Genomic DNA, 14,596 nt, shown 5'->3' with positions numbered 1-14,596 from the left:
GACCCTGCGCGATCACACCCGGGAATCACCCGGGCCGGTTTAGGGTTGCGTCCAACGGGCTCAAGGTTCCACTTGACGATCGGGCGTCTCGTGGCACTATTGAGTGACTGTCACTCAACTTCGCAGCCGGCGGCCAACGCCGACTGCCGCATGGAGGTCAAGCAGCTATGGCACGTGCGGTCGGCATCGACCTCGGAACCACCAACTCGGTGGTCAGTGTCCTGGAGGGCGGCGAGCCCAGCGTCATCGCCAACGCCGAAGGTGCGCGCACGACGCCGTCGATCGTCGCGTTCGCCCGCAACGGCGAGGTTCTCGTGGGTGAGGTCGCCAAGCGGCAGGCCGTCACCAACCCGGACCGGACCATCCGCTCCGTCAAGCGCGAGATGGGCACCAACTGGGCCACCGACATCGACGGTAAGAAGTACACCCCGCAGGAGATGTCCGCGCGGGTGCTCATGAAGCTCAAGCGCGACGCCGAGGCCTACCTCGGCGAGCAGATCACCGACGCGGTCATCACCGTGCCGGCATACTTCAACGACGCGCAGCGCACCGCCACGAAGGAGGCCGGCGAGATCGCCGGGTTCAACGTGCTGCGCATCGTCAACGAGCCCACCGCGGCCGCCCTGGCGTATGGGCTGGACAAGGGCTCCAAGGAGCAGACCGTCCTGGTCTTCGACCTCGGCGGCGGCACCTTCGACGTCTCCGTCCTGGAGCTCGCCGAGGGCGTCGTGGAGGTCAAGTCGACCTCCGGTGACAACCACCTCGGTGGCGACGACTGGGACGAGCGCGTCATCGACCACCTGGTCAAGACCTTCCGCGGCCAGCACGGCATCGACCTGTCCGCCGACAAGATGGCGATGCAGCGGCTGCGCGAGGCGGCCGAGAAGGCCAAGATCGAGCTGTCCGCGGCGACCACGACCTCGATCAACCTGCCGTACATCACCGCCGGCCCCGACGGCCCGCTGCACCTGGACACCCAGCTGTCGCGCTCGGAGTTCCAGCGGATGACGCAGGACCTGCTGGACCGCACCAAGGTGCCGTTCGAGCAGGCGATCAAGGACGCCGGCATCAACATGGCCAAGCTCGACCACGTCATCCTCGTCGGCGGCTCGACCCGTATGCCGGCCGTGACCGACCTGGTCAAGCAGCTCACCGGCAAGGAGCCCAACAAGGGCGTCAACCCGGACGAGGTCGTCGCCGTCGGCGCCGCCCTGCAGGCCGGTGTCCTCAAGGGCGAGGTCAAGGACGTCCTGCTGCTCGATGTCACCCCGCTCTCGCTGGGCATCGAGACCAAGGGCGGCATCATGCACAAGCTGGTCGAGCGCAACACCACCATCCCGACCAAGCGCTCCGAGGTCTACACGACCGCCGACGACAACCAGCCCTCCGTGCTCATCCAGGTCTTCCAGGGCGAGCGCGAGATGGCGGCGTACAACAAGCGGCTCGGCACCTTCGAGCTGACCGGCCTGCCCCCGGCGCCGCGCGGCGTGCCGCAGATCGAGGTCACCTTCGACATCGACGCCAACGGCATCGTGCACGTGTCCGCCAAGGACCTGGGCACCGGCAAGGAGCAGTCGATGACGATCACCGGCGGCTCGGCGCTGCCGAAGGACGACATCGAGCGGATGATGCGCGACGCGCAGGACCACGCCGACGACGACAAGCGCCGCCGCGAGGAGGCGGAGACCCGCAACCTCGCCGAGGCCCTTCAGTGGCAGACCGAGAAGTTCCTGGCCGAGAGCGGCGACAAGATCCCCGCCGAGGCCAAGGAGCAGATGAACGAGGCGCTCGGCGACCTGCGCAGCGCGCTCGGCGGCAACGACACCGAGCGGATCAAGGCGGCGCACGAGAAGCTCGCCCAGGTCTCCCAGCAGGCCGGTAGCGCGCTCTACGAGCAGCAGCGGCAGCAGCAGGCCACCGGCGACGCCGGCAGCGCCACGGGCGGCGCGAGCACTGGCGCGAAGGCCGGCAACGGCCCGGACGACGTGGTCGACGCCGAGATCATCGACGAGGACAACAAGAAGTGACGGATGCGCAGAAACCGGCCGCGCCGGAGGCGCCCGAGGCGGAGGCCATCGACGCGGTCGACGAGACCGTCGTGACGGCCGAGGCCGAGGCCGATGCGGAGCCGGAGAAGGAGAAGCCGGTCGAGGGCGAGATCGTGGACGAGGAGTTCACCGTTCATGCCCCCGATTCGGCCGCCGAGGCGGAGGCACCCAACCAGGCGGCGGCGCAGGGCACGACCGACGACGCGCACCAGCACGGGCTGGGCGCGGAGCTGGCGGCCCTGCGCACCGAGCTCGACGAGCGCACGCGGGACCTGCAGCGGGTCACCGCGGAGTACGCCAACTACCGCAAGCGGGTCGACCGCGACCGGGCGTTGGTGGTCGAGCAGGCCAGCGCCAACGTGCTGGGCGCGCTGCTGCCCGTCCTCGACGACCTTGACCGGGCGCGCGATCACGGCGACCTGGTCGGGCCGTTCGGGTCGGTGGCGGAGCAGCTCATCGCCGCGCTGACCAAGTTCGGACTGACCGTTTTCGGGGCCAAGGGCGACCCGTTCGACCCGACGCGCCACGAGGCGGTGGCCCACCTGACCTCGGCCGAGGTGTCCGAGCCGACCTGCATCGACGTGATGCGGCGCGGCTACCTCCTCGGCGAGCGGCTGCTGCGACCGGCCCTGGTCGCGGTCGCCGACCCGGAGTAGACGAACGCCTGGAGGAGGTGGCGCGATGAGTTCGAAGGACTGGTTGGAAAAGGATTTCTACGCGGTTCTGGGCGTCACCAAATCCGCTTCCACCGACGAGATCAAGAAGGCGTACCGCAAGCTCGCGCGTGAGCTGCACCCCGACCGCAACCCCAACAACGCGGCGGCCGAGGAGCGGTTCAAGGCGGTGTCGGAGGCGTATGACGTGCTCTCCGACACGGCGCGGCGCAAGGAGTACGACGAGATGCGGTCGTTGTTCGGCGCGGGACAGTTCCGCCGCAACGCCCGGGCCGGCGGCCCGGCGGGGGCGGGCGGTCCCGGGTTCGACTTCGGCGACCTGTTCGGCAACGCCGGGGCGGGCGCGGGCGGCCCGTCCCAGGGCGCCGACCGCCGCTTCGGCGGCGCCGGCTTCTCGGACCTGTTCAGCTCGATCTTCTCGGGTGGTGGAGGCGCGCCGGCGACCGGACGCCGAAGCCGCGGGCGCGACGTCGAGACCGAGGTCGTGCTCAACTTCGTCGACGCGGTGCAGGGTGCGACGCTGCCGATCACCCTGCGCACGCCCGGCACCTGCGAGACCTGCCACGGCAACGGCGCGGCACCGGGCTCGTCGCCGCGGACCTGCACCAAGTGCCGCGGCCTCGGCGTGGTGAGCAGCAACCAGGGCTCGTTCAGCTTCACCGAGCCGTGCCGCGAGTGCCAGGGCGTGGGCACCATCGTCGACGAGAAGTGCCCGGAGTGCCACGGCACCGGCGGGGTCACCAAGACCCGCACGATCAACGTTCGGATCCCCGCCGGCGTCTCCGACGGCCAGCGCATCCGGCTTGCCGGCCGGGGCGAGCCGGGCACCCGGGGCGGGTCGCCCGGTGACCTGTTCGTGCTCATCAAGGTCCGTCCCGATCCGGTCTTCGGCCGCAGCGGCGACGACCTGACGCTGACGGTGCCGGTGACGTTCGCGGAGGCGGCCCTCGGTGCCGACCTGCGCGTGCCGACGCTCGACGCGACCGTGCTGCTGCGCGTGCCCCCGGGCACGCCGAGCGGCCGGACGCTGCGGGTGCGCGGCAAGGGCGTCGCCCGGCGCGACGGCAACGTCGGTGACCTGCTGGTCACCATCGACGTCCACGTGCCGGACGAGCTGTCCGAGGAGGCCCGGAAGGCCCTGTCCGACTATGCGGCCGCGGCGCCGCCGGCTCCACGGGAGCGGCTCGACGCGATCGCACGGGAGCGCAGCAGCTATGAGCGATGACGACGGCATGGACCCGCGCGAGGTGTTTCTCAGCATCGAGGCGGTCTCCGACGCCAAGGTGCTGATCATCTCCATCGCGGCCCGGCAGGCCGGGATGCACCCGCAGACCCTGCGGCAGTATGACCGTATGGGTCTGGTGCAGCCCGGCCGCACCTCCGGCGGCGGCCGCCGCTACAGCGAGCGCGACGTGGCGCTGCTGCGCGAGGTGCAACGGCTGAGCCAGGAGGAGGGCGTCAACCTCGCCGGCATCAAGCGCATCATCGAGCTCGAGGGCCTGGTCGGCGACCTGCGGCAACGCGTGGCCGAGCTGGAGGCGGAGCTCATACGGACCCGCACCCGCCTGGCCCAGATCGAGGCCGCGGGCTTCCCGCGTCGCGACCTGGTCCCGACGAACCAGCAGCAGACGGCCCTGGTGGTGTGGCGCCCGTCGAAGAACGTGTGAACCAGCGTCAGGCCTGAGAGGCGCCGCATGCCGAAGCGGCGCCTCTCAGCTCAGCTTTCTTGGTTGTCTTACCAGGCCGCCCTCGCACCAGTCGTGGTAGTCGAAGAGCTCGGGGCGGGCCAGGAGCATTCTCGAGTTGTGGGCCCACGTCGTGAGTGGCTCGTCGCCGCTGCTCTCGGCCTGTTCCACGAACTTCTTCAGGCGGCGCCTCGGGTGGGCGCGGAAGTGCGTGCGGATGCCGTCGGCCGCGTAGATGTACAGGCAGTGCAGCGCGAACCGGCGCGCCGGGCAGGCCGGGTCCATCGCCAGTTCGAACAGGGTGCCGATCAGCCGGTCGCCGGCGACCAGCAGGTCCCAGTCCGGGGGCATTGTCTGCAGCAGCGAGGCGTCCGGATGGTAGGCCCACGCGCGCAGCTCGGCTGGGGTAGGGTCGACTGGGTTCTGGAAACCCCGGAATCCCGCCTGTGTCACGCTCACCATCAGCTCCCGTGGCCAGCGGGTGGTCACCAGGGATGCCGCCACTCGTCAGGCCCTGGTTGGGCGACAACTTAGCCCGTCACCAGGTTGTATGGGAAGAGGCGATGGTGTTGCTCACCCGCGGTGAGCCGCGCTGAACCCGCATTTTTCCACCCGAAGTGGGTGGCAAAACGCAGTATGTCAATGACTCACGATGGGGTCTAGAGTGTCGTCGTGAGCACGGACCGTCCGGACATGCGCATCTCCGACGCCGAGCGGGAGCTTGTGGTCGCCCAGCTCAACGCCGCTGTCGCGGAGGGTCGGCTGACGCTTTCGGAGTTCGAGGATCGCGTCGACGGGGTGCTGCGTTCGCGCACGTTCGGGGAGATCGAGCCGTATGTCGGCGACCTGCCGCACAAGGGGCCCATAGCGGTCCCGGAGCAGCTGGAGATCCGCAACCGCTCGTCCAGCCTCAAGCGCCAGGGTCGATGGACGGTGTCGCGCCGCCTGCTGATCAGCACTCGGGCCGGCTCGGTCAAGCTCGACTTCACCGAGGCGGTGTTCACCAGTCCCGTGGTCGAGGTCCAGCTCGAGGCGCGGTCCAGCTCGATCGATCTGGTCCTGCCGCGCGGGGCCACCGCCGACATCGGCAGCATCGCCCCGCACGCGAGCTCGGTGAAGCAGAAGGTCCCAGCGGCGTATGACCAGCCGGGGCAGGGCGTCATCTTCAGGATCGGCGGAGAGGTGCGCAGCAGCAGCGTGCGCGTGCGCTACCAGCGCCGATTCTGGCGCTGGCGTTGGTAGTAGGAGCGAAGCGGCCGGTCCTGGTCGTCGCGCTGGCCGCGATGCTGCTCGCGACGCTGAGCGCCGGCTCGTGCTCGCCGAACGGCACCGCCGCGCCACAGCAGGCCCCCAGCGACGACGTCTCCTACGAGGACGTGCCGGCGACCCCCGGCGGCTCCGAGGACCCGCACAACCGGCAGAACGTGGTGCCGGTGCCGAAGGGAACCTCGCCGCGCGGCGTCGAGTTCGCCGATTCCAACACCGGATATGCGCTGTTCACCTCGTGCGTGGCCGGCCGGCCCTGCCAGGTCGGGCTGGTGCTCACGCTCGACGGCGGCTCGAGCTGGGTGCAGCGCAAGCTGCCGTTCGACGACGCGATCGACGTGGACATGCGCCTGGGCCGCGGCAACGTGCTGATCATCAAGGCGGCGCCGGGCGGGTACTTCATCTCCCGCGACACCGGCCGCACCTTCGAGCGCCGCCCGCTGACCCCGCCGCCCGTCGAGCTCAACCTCGCCGAGCCGCAGTACTCGGTCGGCTGCCTCACCGCCGCGAACGGCTGCCCCGAGCAGCCGTGGATCATCGGCGACGACGGCAACCGCGCCCCACTGCCCGCGAGACCGCCCGGCGACCACCGGTACACCGGCCTCACCTCCGCCGCCGACGGCACCCTGTGGCTGACCGCCCAGGCCCTGGTCGGCACGCCCTCTCCGGCGGCCAGCTCGACGGTCGCCGTCTGGAGCAGCGCCGACCACGGCCACACCTGGCGGCCTCAGGGCACCGCGCACGCGACGGACGAGACCGCCGTGGTCCGCCCGGTGGTGGCCCCCGACGGCTCCGACGTCTGGCTGGTCGGCCCCCACTTCGCCGCCCGCCGCCAGCGGGGCACGACCGGTTCGGCCTCCGTCTGGACCGAGGCGACCGCGATGCGGGAGGTGGCCGAGGTGTTCAACGCCGAGGTCCTGCCCGGCGGCGCGGTGTTGATCGCCGGCAACCAGGGCGTCTGGGTCCTCGACCAGCAACAGCGCACCCGCGATACCGGCGCACGGCTGATCTTCCGGCTCCGGCGACTGGACGCCCAGACCATCCTGGGCTACCCGGCCCAGCAGTCGGGCGAAGTCTGGCTCTGCACAACAAAGAACAAGGCATGCGACTGGTCCCACATAACAGTAAGCGCCCGCTAACAACAAGTAACGACGCTATGGGGTCGCAGGGGCGCAGCCCCCGGTAGGGGCGAGCGAAGCGATGCAGTGCGAGCGAAGCGAGCATGGGGGGTGTGGGGTGGGAACCCCCCACTGATGCTCGAGCGGAGCGAGAGCCAAGCCAGAAATTGAGTGGAATAGACTCAACCTCGTTGGTGTCGTACCTCCTGACGGACGCGCTTGGAACGAGGAGTCGATGAACGCCGAACGCCTGACCACCAAGAGTCGCGAGGTCATCAAGGCCGCCGTGGACGCTGCGAGCCAGCGTGGGCACGCGACCGTTGAAGCCTGGCATCTCCTGCTGGCGTTGCTGGACACGGGCGGCTCGACCGCCGCCGGCCTGCTGCGCGCGGTGGGGGCCAACCCGGCCGACGTGCGACGCGCGGCGCTGCACGCCGTGGAGCGGCTGCCCAGCGCCCGCGGCGCGAGCGTGGTGGAGCCCAACGTGGCCCGCGAGTTCGCCAACGCGATCGCGGCAGCCGAGCAGATCGCCCGGCCGCTGGGCGATGAGTACACCTCGACCGAGCACCTGCTGGCCGGCCTCGCCCAGGTCGGCGGGGCGGTCGCCACGCTGCTCAAGGACTCCGGCGCGACCGAGAAGACGCTCGTCGCGGCGTTCCCGCAGGTGCGCGGCGGCGACCGGAAGGTCACCTCCGCCGACCCCGAGCAGACCTTCCAGGCGCTCGAGAAGTACGGCGTCGACCTGACGCAGGCGGCGCGGGACGGCAAGATCGACCCGGTGATCGGGCGTGATGCCGAGATCCGCCGGGTGATCCAGGTGCTGTCCCGGCGTACCAAGAACAATCCGGTGCTCATCGGCGAGCCCGGCGTCGGCAAGACCGCGATCGTGGAGGGCCTGGCCCAGCGGATCGTGGCCGGCGACGTGCCCGAGTCGCTGCGCGACAAGCGGCTGGTCAGCCTGGACCTGGGCGCCATGGTCGCCGGCGCGCAGTACCGCGGCCAGTTCGAGGAGCGCCTCAAGTCCGTGCTGGAGGAGATCAAGGGATCCGACGGGCAGGTCATCACGTTCCTGGACGAGCTGCACACGGTCGTCGGCGCCGGCAAGGGCGAAGGCTCGATGGACGCCGGCAACATGCTCAAGCCGATGCTGGCCCGCGGCGAGCTGCGGATGGTCGGCGCGACGACGCTGGACGAGTATCGCGAGCACATCGAGAAGGACCCCGCACTGGAGCGGCGGTTTCAACCCGTGGTCGTGGGCGAGCCGTCGACCGAGGACACCATCGGCATCCTGCGCGGGCTGAAGGAGCGCTACGAGGTGCACCACGGCGTGCGGATCACCGACGCCGCCCTGGTCGCCGCGGCCACGCTGTCGGACCGGTACATCACCGACCGCTTCCTGCCGGACAAGGCCATCGACCTGGTCGACGAGGCCGCGTCCCGGCTGCGCATGGAGATCGACTCGCGGCCGACCGAGGTGGACGAGGTCGAGCGCAGCGTGCGCCGGCTCGAGATCGAGGAGATGGCGCTGGCCAAGGAGCCCGACGCCGCCTCCGCCGAGCGGCTGCAGCGGCTGCGCGCCGAGCTCGCCGACCGGCGCGAGCAGCTGACGGCGCTCACCGATCGCTGGCAGAACGAGAAGCAGCACATCCAGAAGATCTCCAACACCAAGGAGCAGCTGGAGCAGTTGCGCGGCGAGGCCGAGCGGGCCGAGCGCGACGGGGACCTGGCGAGGGCCTCCGAGCTGCGGTACGGCGTGATCCCCCAGCTGCAGCACGAGCTGACGCAGGCGGAGAGCGAGCTCACCGCCCTGCAGTCCTCGGGCGCGATGCTCAAGGAAGAGGTCTCCGCCGACGACATCGCGGCCGTCGTCGCCTCCTGGACGGGCATTCCGGCCGGGCGGCTCTTGGAGGGTGAGACCGCGAAGCTGCTCCGCATGGAGGAGTCGCTGCGCAGCCGGGTCATCGGCCAGGAGCGCGCGATCCAGGCCGTCTCCGACGCGGTGCGCCGCGCGCGGGCCGGCATCGCCGATCCGGACCGCCCGACCGGCAGCTTCCTGTTCCTCGGCCCGACCGGCGTCGGCAAGACCGAGCTGGCCAAGGCGCTGGCGGAGTTCCTGTTCGACGACGAGCGCGCGATGGTGCGCATCGACATGAGCGAGTATGGCGAGAAGCACACCGTCGCCCGGCTGGTCGGCGCGCCGCCCGGCTACGTCGGCTACGAGGAGGGCGGCCAGCTCACGGAGGCGGTACGCCGCCGCCCGTATACGGTCGTGCTGCTGGACGAGGTCGAGAAGGCGCACCCGGACGTGTTCGACGTGCTGCTGGCGGTGCTCGACGACGGACGGCTCACCGACGGGCAGGGCCGCACGGTCGACTTTCGCAACGCGATCCTGATCCTCACCTCCAACCTCGGCTCCGAGCTGCTGGCGGACGATCCGACGCTCAGCGCCGAGCAGCGCCAGGACGCGGTGATCGCCGCGGTCCGGGGCCACTTCAAGCCGGAGTTCGTGAACCGGCTCGACGACATGGTGGTCTTCGACGCATTGTCCCAGGCGGATCTGCGTGCGATCGTAGAGATCCAGCTCAATGCGTTGGGCCGGAGGCTGGCCGACCGCCGGCTCACGCTCGAGGTCTCCGACCAGGCGCGTGACTGGCTGGCCAGTCTCGGGTATGACTCGGTGTATGGCGCGCGTCCGCTGCGCCGCCTGATGCAGACCTCCATTGGCGACCAGCTCGCCCGGGCGCTGCTGGCCGGCGAGATCAGGGACGGCGACCGCGTCGTGGTCGACCTGTCGGACGACAAGAAGGCGCTCACCGTGACCGCCGGATAGAAGTGTGGAAGGGTGCGCCAGATGCTCAGGAAGAAACGCGCGTTCGACGACGAATTGCGTCTGCTCGCCGACGCCGACACGCTGGCGTTCGGCGGGGTCGGCATCGCCGGCGCCCTTCTGCCCGCCACCAAGGCGTATTTCGCGATCGAGGAGGGCCTCCGCGAGCACGGGGACGAGCTTCGTCCGCGGCTGGAGGTCCTCGTCGACCGCGCCACCCCGGCCGGCCGGGTCTACGCCGCCGAGCTGCTGACGCACGCCGACGCGGCGGCCGGCCAGGCCGCCTGGCATCGGCTCGAGGGCCAGAGCGGCGAGATCAAGACGTTCAGCGGCTGCATCATGGGCAGCACGACGGTGGCCCGCTACGCCGAGGAGCGCCTGCAGGACTGACCCGAGCGGCCCGGCGCCGAGTCCACCCTGGTGGCCGCGCCCGGGACCGGGCTGCGCGGCGAGCGCCGCATCGATACGGTGATCCCCAGGGATTCCCTGGGAGGAGAGCCAACCGGATGTCATTCGCCGTCCCGGCCTCGGCGCCGCGCGCCCGGCCGTCCACCGTCAGCCTCGCCGCGATGCTGCTCTTCGCGGCCGCGGCGATCGAAGTGATCAACGTCGTCCTCTCGTTGCTGTACGCCCAGAAGATCGCCGAGGCCACGAAGAGGGTCTACGAGCAGGCCGGCGCGCCCACGAACAGCACGGGTGCGGCCATCGGCGCCACCGTCAACGTCGTCTTCGGCTTCGTGATCGTCGTGATCCTGGTCCTGCTCGGCTACTTCATCAGCCGCGGCAGCCAGGTCGCCCGGATCCTCACCTGGGTCTTGGGCGGCATCGCCTTCTGCTGCAACCTGTTCGGGCTCGGCTCGCTGCTGTTCGCCCAGCCGTTGTGGGACCAGGCCCGCAAGGCCACGCCGAAACTGCCCACCTGGGACGAATACCAGCGGATCGTCAGCGCCGAGGTCCCCGGCTGGTATCAGCCCGTCACGACGGTGCTGAGCATCCTGCTGATCCTGGCGATCCTGGTGCCGATCATCCTGCTCGCCCTGCCGGCCTCGCACCCGTACTTCCGCAAGCCGCAGCAGGAGTGGGAGCCGCCCGTGCCCGGCGGACCCGGTGGCTTCCCGGGTCAGCCCGGCCAGCCGGGCGATCCCGGTCAACCCGGGCCGCCCACCGCCTGAGCGCCCATGGAAAGGGCCGGACGAGGTCGTCCGGCCCTTTCCGCTACATTGCCGCGATGACCGAACGGCGTACCGCACTCGTGACCGGAGCCACCGCGGGTATCGGGGCCGCCTTCGCCCGGGAGCTTGCCGCCGAGGGCTTCGGGCTGATCCTGGTGGCCCGCGACGAGGAGCGGCTCCGGGGCCTCGCCGCCGAGCTGCCCGTGCCCGTCGAGGTGCTGCGGGCCGATCTCGCGACGGCCGAGGGGTGCGACGCCGTCGCGGCCCGGCTCACCGATGCGGGGCGCCCCGTCGACCTGCTCGTGAACAACGCCGGCCGGTCGCTCAACCGTTCCTTCCTGCGCTCGACGGCCGAGCTCGAGGAGGAGTTGCTGCGGCTCAACGTCCACGCCGTCATGCGGCTCACGCTGGCCGCGCTACCCGGGATGGTCGAGCGGGGGCGCGGCGAGGTCGTCAATGTCTCGTCGGTGTCGGGGTTCGCGGCGATGATGCCGGGCTCGACCTACCCGGCGAGCAAGGCCTGGGTCACCAACTTCAGCGAGTCGCAGGCGCAACTGGTGCGCGGGATGGGCGTGCGGGTCATGGCGCTGTGCCCGGGGTACACCCGAACCGAGTTCCACGACCGGGCGGGCATCGACATGAGCCGGACGCCCTCCTGGATGTGGCTGGACGCCCGGGCGGTCGTGCGAGCGGGCCTGCGGGACCTGCGCCGCGGCCGGATGGTCAGCGTCCCCGGCTGGAAGTACAAGCTGGCGGTCTTCGGCATCCGCCACGCGCCGCGCGGCCTGGTCCACCGCGTGGCCCGGGACACCAGGGGACGCATCGGGCACGAGGAGCGTTAACGCCCTTGTCGGTGGCAGATCTGTGCACTACGACAAGCATTGAATTTGCTGTGTATCGAGCATGATTGTGGTCACGTACATTCGGATGATGGCCGATTGGTACCATTCGTGTGGGCGTCCGGTCGGCCCGAGGCTGCCCGATCGGGCATTCTCGCAGGTCAGCGCTGTGCGTCGACCATTGCAACGATCCAATGAGAATAAGATTCGGGTTTTTGCGGGCGTATCGGTAGATCGTCATCCCCTGCCACCGTCACCCCTTGCGTCACTCGTGGTGATCGCTGCGATCACCTTCGTATTCGCCCTCGTCCACTTGACGGCCTTAAATTTGGCCGAGAGTGCGGGTCATCGATTCACTGCGGGGATTTAGCGCGTACAGTTCGGTCATGACCGACCGTGACGACCTGCTGAAACTCGTACACGACTTGGCCGTGGTACGCGGACAAGTCACGCTGTCGTCCGGACAAGTTGCCGACTGGTACGTGGATCTCCGTCGCTTGACGCTGCACCATGCGGGTGCGCCGTTGGTCGGCCGAGTTCTGCTCGATCTTGTCGACGACTGGGAGTTCGACGCCGTGGGAGGGCTGACCCTCGGCGCCGATCCGGTGGCCACCGCGATGCTGCATGCGGCGGCCGCCCGCGGGGGACGGACGCTCGACGCGTTCGTCGTCCGTAAGAGTGACAAAGCTCATGGTCTGCAACGCCGGATCGAAGGACCCGACGTTGCCGGCCGCCGCGTTCTCGCGGTCGAGGACACCTCCACCACGGGTGGAAGCGTCCTGACGGCCGTCGAGGCGTTGCGAGAGGCAGGCGCCGAGGTGGTCGGCGTGGCCGTGATCGTCGATAGAGGCGCGGAAAAGGCGGTTCGCGCCGCGGGGCTGAGCTATCGCTCAGCATTTTCGTTGGCCGACCTCGGCCGATAGGGCTGAAAAATTGTCGATTCGGACCTGCGCATATGCAGGCGGGTCGATGGTGTTGGTGGAAGGATGGAAACGTGGGAACTGCGCTGGCTGAGATGACCCTGCCCCAGATCTCGCCGCTTGCCGGCGAGCCGATTGACCGCGCCGATGCCGAGCGTCTTGCCGGCGTCCTGAAGGCACTTGCCGACCCGGCCCGACTCCGGCTGCTGAGCCTGATCCAGTCGGCGCCCGACGGCGAGGCGTGTGTGTGTGACCTGACGGCCCCGCTCGGGCTTTCGCAGCCGACGGTGAGCCACCACCTGCGAATCCTGACCGAGGCCGGGCTGCTGGAGCGCGAGAAGCGGGGTGTGTGGGCGTTCTACCGCCTCGTGCCCTCCGCGATCGGCACCATCGCCGACCTTCTGACGCCGCCGCGCAAGCGCGCGACCAAGAAGTCGCCTCGCTAACAGGGTCGGGTAGGGCTTTGCGGCACTACCCGACCGGGGACCTCCGCGACCAGCTCGCCCATGTCGGGCGGGCGGTCGTGCAGGCCGGACTCGTCGTGGGCTCGGGTGGCAATCTCTCCGCCCGGGCACCAGGCGCGGACGAATGCTGGGTAACCGCGGCCGGGACATGGCTCGACCGACTCGACCGCGGTTCATTCGTTCGGATCCGAATCAGCGACGGCGCGGCTCTTGACAACAATGCCAAGGCCGCGCCGTCATCGGAGCTCGCGCTCCACCTCGCCACCTACCGCGTTCGGCCGGACGTCAACGTGGTCGTGCACCTGCACCCACAGTCCGTCCTGCTCCTCGACGCGATCGGTGAGCCGATCAGGCTGGCCACCACGGACCACGCCTTCTACCTGCGACGGGTGGCGACCACGCCGTTCGTGCCGCCGGGCCGCCCCGAGGTGGGCACCCTGGCCGCCGAGGCGTGCGCCGACGGCACCGACTGCGTCGTGCTGTCCCGGCACGGCTGCTCGGTCGTTGCCGACACCGTCGAACTCGCCCACAAGCGGGCGTTCTACCTCGAAGAGGCCGCGCGGCTGACCTACCGCGCCCTGGCCGTCGGTCGCACGCTGGAACCGCTGCCGACCGGCTGGCTCACCACGCCCGGCGCCACCGCCTGAGACGAGCGGGCCTCAGCGCCTGTTTCATAGCTGAGGCGGGCTGCGCCGGGGCCCAGATTCCGCCCGGCGGCGTCCCGCGGAGAACGCCGGTGGCTCGCTCCCGCCCCAGCTATGAAAACAGGCGCTAGTCGCGGACGCGGTGGCCGCCGGGGTGGTCGTTCGGGCGGATCGTCGGCAGGACCTCGGTCGGCGCGTTCGCCGGGTCCTGCGCGGCGGCGGAGGCGTGTCCGCCGCTGCGCCGCTCCTGCCAGCCCCTGAAGATCTCGATGAAGATCGGCATGGCGGAGAGCAGGACGATCAGCAGCACGGCCGGCAGCAGGTACGTGTCGATCTTCTCCGGCGGGATCAGCTCCCGGATCTGCTTGGCCAGGGCCCAGCCGGCGAAGATGATGCCGTCGGTCCACAGGATGCCGCCGATCACGTTCCACAGGAAGAACTGGCGGGCGGGCATGCCCACGACGCCGGCGACCGGGTTGAGGAACGTGCGCACGATCGGGATGAACCGGGCGAGCACCACGGCCTTCGCCGGGCCGAACTTCTCGAAGTAGTGTTCGGCCTTCTCGACGTACTCCTTCTTGAAGATCTTCGAGTTGGGCCGGTCGAACATCCGGCGGCCGTAGCGGGCACCCAGGAAATGACCCAGCTGGGCACCCACGATGGCGCAGATCGGCGCGCCGATGAGCAGCATCGGCAGGCTCAGCTGCACGCCGAGCAGGTCGAAGGCGGCCGGCGACGAGGCGACGCCGGCCAGGAACAGCAGCGAGTCACCCGGGAAGAAGAAGCCGACGAGCAGGCCGGTCTCGACGAACATGATCAGCCAGACGCCGACCACGCCGAAGTTGCTCAGCAAGCCCTTCGCGTCGAGAGGGTTGAGGGAGAGCAGGTCGCGCACGGCACTGGTCTTTTCTTCCACGGGTCACCAGGGTACGTGAGTCT

Annotated in this window: 15 protein-coding genes; 13 read left to right on the top strand and 2 right to left on the bottom strand. The window is 70.0% G+C overall.

Annotated elements, in window-relative coordinates:
- The first annotated feature begins 167 nt into the window (after positions 1–167).
- Genes dnaK through ABT297_RS07970 form a run of 4 tightly spaced genes read left to right on the top strand, consistent with a single transcriptional unit; the run spans position 168 to position 4,389 of the window.
- Entirely contained in the window at positions 168–2,027 is a 1,860-nt protein-coding gene (dnaK, locus tag ABT297_RS07985) for a molecular chaperone DnaK (protein WP_350546045.1), read from the top strand.
- Positions 2,024–2,704, top strand: a complete 681-nt coding sequence (gene grpE, locus ABT297_RS07980; protein ID WP_350546042.1) for a nucleotide exchange factor GrpE — start codon at positions 2,024–2,026, stop codon at positions 2,702–2,704. The genes dnaK and grpE overlap by 4 nt, the downstream gene beginning before the upstream one ends.
- A 25-nt stretch (positions 2,705–2,729) precedes the next feature.
- Positions 2,730–3,947 (top strand): molecular chaperone DnaJ, encoded by a 1,218-nt coding sequence (dnaJ, locus tag ABT297_RS07975; protein WP_350546039.1) that lies wholly within the window; start codon positions 2,730–2,732, stop codon positions 3,945–3,947.
- Positions 3,937–4,389, top strand: coding sequence for a heat shock protein transcriptional repressor HspR (locus ABT297_RS07970; RefSeq protein ID WP_350546036.1), 453 nt, complete (start codon positions 3,937–3,939; stop codon positions 4,387–4,389). The genes dnaJ and ABT297_RS07970 overlap by 11 nt, the downstream gene beginning before the upstream one ends.
- 45 nt (positions 4,390–4,434) lie before the next feature.
- On the opposite strand, the gene ABT297_RS07965 is transcribed toward ABT297_RS07970, so the two are convergent.
- The gene (locus ABT297_RS07965; protein ID WP_502885526.1) at positions 4,435–4,869 is read right to left on the bottom strand and encodes a hypothetical protein; all 435 of its coding nucleotides are present in this window, start codon (positions 4,867–4,869) and stop codon (positions 4,435–4,437) included.
- A 210-nt stretch (positions 4,870–5,079) separates the two neighbouring features.
- Between ABT297_RS07965 and ABT297_RS07960 the strand changes: the two genes are divergently transcribed.
- The 9 genes from ABT297_RS07960 (at position 5,080) to ABT297_RS07920 (ending at position 13,660) form a co-directional block, all read left to right on the top strand.
- Positions 5,080–5,649, top strand: coding sequence for a DUF1707 SHOCT-like domain-containing protein (locus ABT297_RS07960; RefSeq protein ID WP_350546034.1), 570 nt, complete (start codon positions 5,080–5,082; stop codon positions 5,647–5,649).
- Positions 5,643–6,812, top strand: coding sequence for a beta propeller repeat protein (locus ABT297_RS07955; RefSeq protein ID WP_350546032.1), 1,170 nt, complete (start codon positions 5,643–5,645; stop codon positions 6,810–6,812). Before ABT297_RS07960 ends, ABT297_RS07955 begins: the two co-directional genes overlap by 7 nt.
- A gap of 214 nt (positions 6,813–7,026) precedes the next feature.
- Complete coding sequence (clpB, locus tag ABT297_RS07950; protein WP_350546031.1) at positions 7,027–9,621, top strand: ATP-dependent chaperone ClpB; 2,595 nt, start codon at positions 7,027–7,029, stop codon at positions 9,619–9,621.
- A 21-nt stretch (positions 9,622–9,642) separates the two neighbouring features.
- On the top strand, positions 9,643–10,008 hold the full coding sequence (locus ABT297_RS07945; protein WP_350546029.1) for a hypothetical protein: 366 nt from the start codon (positions 9,643–9,645) through the stop codon (positions 10,006–10,008).
- 116 nt (positions 10,009–10,124) lie between these two features.
- Positions 10,125–10,790, top strand: a complete 666-nt coding sequence (locus tag ABT297_RS07940; RefSeq protein ID WP_350546027.1) for a hypothetical protein — start codon at positions 10,125–10,127, stop codon at positions 10,788–10,790.
- A 56-nt stretch (positions 10,791–10,846) separates the two neighbouring features.
- Positions 10,847–11,632, top strand: coding sequence for an SDR family NAD(P)-dependent oxidoreductase (locus ABT297_RS07935; RefSeq protein WP_350546025.1), 786 nt, complete (start codon positions 10,847–10,849; stop codon positions 11,630–11,632).
- Between the two features lie 383 nt (positions 11,633–12,015).
- Positions 12,016–12,552 (top strand): orotate phosphoribosyltransferase, encoded by a 537-nt coding sequence (gene pyrE / locus ABT297_RS07930; protein WP_350546022.1) that lies wholly within the window; start codon positions 12,016–12,018, stop codon positions 12,550–12,552.
- 92 nt (positions 12,553–12,644) lie between these two features.
- Positions 12,645–12,995, top strand: coding sequence for an ArsR/SmtB family transcription factor (locus tag ABT297_RS07925; protein ID WP_350546019.1), 351 nt, complete (start codon positions 12,645–12,647; stop codon positions 12,993–12,995).
- Between the two features lie 17 nt (positions 12,996–13,012).
- Positions 13,013–13,660: a class II aldolase/adducin family protein gene (locus ABT297_RS07920; RefSeq protein WP_350546016.1), complete on the top strand. Its 648-nt coding sequence runs from the start codon at positions 13,013–13,015 to the stop codon at positions 13,658–13,660.
- A 124-nt stretch (positions 13,661–13,784) separates the two neighbouring features.
- Here ABT297_RS07920 and ABT297_RS07915 read toward each other — a convergent pair whose 3' ends face one another.
- Positions 13,785–14,573 (bottom strand): DedA family protein, encoded by a 789-nt coding sequence (locus ABT297_RS07915; protein WP_350546013.1) that lies wholly within the window; start codon positions 14,571–14,573, stop codon positions 13,785–13,787.
- Between the last annotated feature and the right edge of the window lie 23 nt (positions 14,574–14,596).

Source organism: Dactylosporangium sp. NPDC000555, assembly GCF_040300025.1.
Taxonomy (GTDB): Bacteria; Actinomycetota; Actinomycetes; order Mycobacteriales; family Micromonosporaceae; genus Dactylosporangium.
This window is presented reverse-complemented; position numbering and strand designations above follow the sequence as displayed.